Origin of the sequence: Moorena sp. SIO3H5, from assembly GCF_010692395.1 — a bacterium.
Classification (GTDB): domain Bacteria; phylum Cyanobacteriota; class Cyanobacteriia; order Cyanobacteriales; family Coleofasciculaceae; genus Moorena.
Window position 1 is genome coordinate 1 of sequence record NZ_JAAHHS010000657.1, and the last position, 2,553, is coordinate 2,553.

Consider the following 2,553-nt stretch of genomic DNA (forward strand, 5'->3'; position numbering starts at 1 on the left):
CAAAGCAACAGCAAAGCTAGTATAAACATCCCCAACCTGAATGGTGCTGGGTATAGGGATAATCTAGCCAGCCTGGGTGTAAAACGTTTTATAATTTCAAGATTTGGAAAGGGAAGAATCTCTCCTATTGCCCCTTATTCGTCAGGTTCAATTGTACTACTCAGACCCCGGTTCTTCAGGGTTTCGCAATAAAACTCAGCATGCTCTTGAGCACAGGTAATCACCAATGCCAGGCCGGATTGATGGGCTTCCATCATAATGTTGACTGCTTGAGGTTGAGTCAGACTCGCCACAGTTTCCAACAAGGTTTTAACCACATACTCCATAGAGTTGAAGTCATCATTATGGAGCAACACGCGATAGCGAGGCGCGTGTTTACGAACTGTTGAACGCTTCTCAATGGTTTCGACTGACAAAGCTTGTCCCTCTCTATTTTAGATGTTTACACAAACTCTCCATTATATACTGCCATTAGTCTAACATCAGACATCTGGCAGGGAGAGGTATGATCAAAAAGTTAACATTACTTAATAGTTTACCGTGACTACCCAGGTAATTGCTACTCCTTCTAATACTCCCATCCCTGGAACTTACTGGCAGTGGCGGGGGGAATCTATATATTATGTACAGGCTGGAGAGAAGCCATCAGGATACCCACCATTACTGTTAATTCACGGATTTGGGGCATCTACAGACCACTGGCGCAAAAACATTGCTCAATTGAGTCAGGATTTTGAAGTTTGGGCGATTGACTTGTTGGGGTTTGGACGTTCTGGTAAACCAGATGGGGAGTACAGTGGCAATTTGTGGCGAGACCAATTGGATGATTTTATTACAGAGGTGATTGGTCAACCAGTAGTCTTAGCTGGAAACTCCTTGGGGGGTTATGCAGCTTTGTGTGTGGCTGCACAGCGTCCTAGCTCCGCCGTAGGTTTAGTATTGCTCAATAGTGCTGGACCATTTAGTGATACTCAACCGGCCACTAAGGTCAATCCTGTTAAAAAAGTTATCAATCAGGTAACCAAATCAATTTTTCTACAACCTTGGGCAAGTTTCCTGTTATTCCAGTACCTGCGGCGACCGTCAATCATTCGCAAAACCCTCCAGAAGGTTTATCTTGACCAGGGTGCGGTAACGGAACAGTTAGTAGACGAGATTTATCGCCCCTCTTGTGATCCTGGTGCTGCTCAGGTATTTGCCTCCGTGTTCAAGTCACCCCAAGGGGAAAAAGTCGATGTGTTGTTGGAACAGATGACTTGTCCATTACTGATGCTATGGGGAGAAGGGGATCCTTGGATCAAGAGCAGAGAACGGGGAGCAAAGTTTAGGGAATATTATCCTCAGTTAACCGAATATTATCTACAAGCAGGACACTGTCCCCATGATGAGATACCAGAACAGGTGAATGATCTGATCAGGTCTTGGGTAATGGGTAATCGGTAATCGGTAAGGTTTATTCTCCGGAAAGCCCAGCTAAGCTGTCGTAGTAAACTTTAGCATGCATGCCCGCCCCCCTTACGCGCGGAGGTTAGGGGCTATTTCTCTTGCCTTGCTCGTAGGGCTATATTGCCCTATTCAGAAATGAGGAACTGACGCAATCAGGATTATCTCAAAGATTAACATAACTTAAACCATATCAAAAACGCGATCGCTAACATCCCACTCCGATACTAAAAAAAAGACACCAAGTCCTGCCAGCAACCCAAACAAACTCGAAGGGAGACATGTCAATGAAAAGCACAGTAATGAAATTGTGGCTCGGTGCCTCAATTATGGCCGGTATGAGTGCGATCGCCACTACCCCAGCTGTTGCTGGAAGCCTCACCGGAGCGACCCTGACCGGTGATGACTACTACAAGATTTCATCTAACGGTACGGAGACATATATAGATCAAAATGCTATTTTGTCAACTATCTTGCAAGGTGACGCTAGTAACCCTGGTGGAAACCTAGAGCTATTTGCCAGCAGTGAAACCCTCAGCAACGAAGACTTTGAGAACTATACCGATGTCACTAGCCTAACAGGTCAAATTGGTGGTAAGGACATCACCTTGAGCAGTCTGACAGTAGCTGACTGGTTTACTGATATTGGTGGTGGCATCAGATTGGCTGAGAAGTGGTTCAGTGATGCCTTAACTGCAAACGGTCTTGGAGCTTTGATTGGTACAGGTCTAGATGCTATTGCCTATGGACAATTTCTTAACAATGGAGGATTGCAACGATTTAGCGACCCCAATATTTCCTACGTCAACCAAAATGACACAACAGGCCTAATTACCATTGGGCTAGCAGGTCACTTTAATGCTATAGATATGTTGGCATCAGCAATAGCTCAAGTTAATCCACTCTTGGCTGCTTTTCTACCACCTAGTATACAGGCTAGTGAAATTGTCAAGGTTGACTACAATGGCGAAACTAAATACCTTTACGGTTTCGAGGGCATAGAATCTGGGCTGTTCAGCCGAGAAGATGGTATATCTCACGATGCCACCTACCAAGTGGCGTTGCTTAGATCGGAAGCGCACCCGTCTGACCTCCCGTCACGACGGCACC

General features: G+C 45.6%; 3 protein-coding genes. 2 read left to right on the plus strand and 1 reads right to left on the minus strand.

Translation table 11 applies throughout. The annotated features are described in order from the left end of the window. Nucleotides 1-134: 134 nt before the first annotated feature. Complete coding sequence (gene clpS, locus F6K52_RS35155) at nt 135-416, minus strand: ATP-dependent Clp protease adapter ClpS (protein WP_293089638.1); 282 nt, start codon at nt 414-416, stop codon at nt 135-137. 124 nt (nt 417-540) lie between these two features. On the opposite strand from clpS, the gene F6K52_RS35160 reads away from it, so the two are divergent. Further along, the gene (locus F6K52_RS35160; protein ID WP_293089640.1) at nt 541-1,443 is read left to right on the plus strand and encodes an alpha/beta fold hydrolase; all 903 of its coding nucleotides are present in this window, start codon (nt 541-543) and stop codon (nt 1,441-1,443) included. A gap of 287 nt (nt 1,444-1,730) precedes the next feature. Continuing rightward, on the plus strand, nt 1,731-2,553 hold an 823-nt coding region (locus F6K52_RS35165; RefSeq protein ID WP_293089642.1), incomplete at its 3' end, for an NF038130 family PEP-CTERM protein.